Here is a 1464-nt window from a genome sequence, read left to right on the forward strand (position 1 = left end):
GGCTGTATAGGGCGCCACTTGCGTTAGCCATACCGATCTTCTCACCCGTTTGCTGCGCATCAAGCCACTTGAAATCGGCGTCTGTGTAGCCTTTTTGGCGTAATTCCCGCTCATAGGCTTGAAGGAAGTGCTTCTGCTCGGGGTAGCGCGCCGCAACATACAACATTCCACCAAGTTTGAAATCACACGCGATGTTTTCTTCTTGGATCACCCGCTGCGCTTCGTGCGGAATAGCGTGTAATAAGGTCCGGGCACGTTCTTTGTCTGGCGGCCAAAGATCTTCCAGATAGGAGTCCTGCTCTGAGAGCTCCCCTATCAACCAGCCTCCGTTGCGCCCTGATGCACCATAGCCAGCAATATCGGCCTCGATAATAGCTACCCGTAGCTCGGGAGATTTTTTCTTTAAGTAATAGGCTGTCCACAAGCCGGTGAAGCCAGCGCCGATGATCGCAACATCGACGTCATGGTTTGCAGTCAAGCTAGGACGAATCGAAAGGTCGGTAAGTTGCGAGAGCCACAAGCTTTGAGTTTTGTAGCCCTCGAGCTTCGTCATTCGTGTTGATCCAACGATATACTTAGAAGTTGTAATTAACGCGCACTAATCCGGGAACACCAACTAAATCTCGGTTACTAAAGACCAACGGAACAAAATCAATATTCAGCTTACTGTCATACGCCCAACGAACACCTGCGGCATAGGTATCATCAGTATTATCGGCAGTTGTAAACAATGCTTCGACACCCGCCGAAAACAATCCGGCCTGAGTATCAATAATGCCCACATAGGCGCCAAGATCGAGCTCTACAAACGTATCATCACGCTGATCGCCGTCCGCGTAGACAAAACGAGGCGCAAGCGTAAAAGTTGCCGCATCAGCGTTGACCGTAAAGGCGGCACCGAGCTTTAGGTTGATCTGGTCAATGAGGTCATTGCCATTTTCATCTTCCAGTTCCGTTCGGGAATACGCGCCTGTAAACGCCCAGTGCACATTGCTTCCACCTTCGCCACCAAGCTGTAAATCTGGTAGTCCATACTTAAGCAGAAGCTGGTTCTCATCGTATTCATCCAAGCCACTATTAATAATCAGCTCTGCTCCCGGCAGACCTAAACGCACACCACCGCCAGCATCGATACTATCTGAGCCTGAATGCAGCTCGATAGACGCATCACGGTTTTTGGCTACCGTTCCATGCTCAATATAAAAACCTCGCGTTGGTTCGTTATAGTTAGAGCGAACATCGCCCTCAGCGGCAGTAGTACTTGAAAATAGTGCCGTCGCCATAACAGCCGTACAGAATGCAAACTGCGCTCGCATCGCAACCTCCTTGCAAATGGGTGTATTGTTTTTTCGGCGTTTTAATCGAGAATAAAGCGCAGTCCAATGCCCTCAGGCAGACTACGCATAATTTCCATTTTCAGTATAGGTGCGTCACCCGTAAGTCCCTGAACCTGTCCTTCTATCA

General features: G+C 49.7%; 2 protein-coding genes. Both read right to left on the minus strand.

Going from position 1 to position 1464, the window contains the following annotated elements:
- Positions 1-553: FAD-binding oxidoreductase (locus A3750_RS15215; protein WP_156498622.1), on the minus strand; the 553-nt coding region annotated here is incomplete at its 3' end.
- Positions 554-575: 22 nt separating this feature from the next.
- Positions 576-1316, minus strand: coding sequence for a hypothetical protein (locus A3750_RS15220; RefSeq protein WP_068455292.1), 741 nt, complete (start codon positions 1314-1316; stop codon positions 576-578).
- Between the last annotated feature and the right edge of the window lie 148 nt (positions 1317-1464).

It is taken from the genome of Oleiphilus sp. HI0079, from assembly GCF_001635105.1.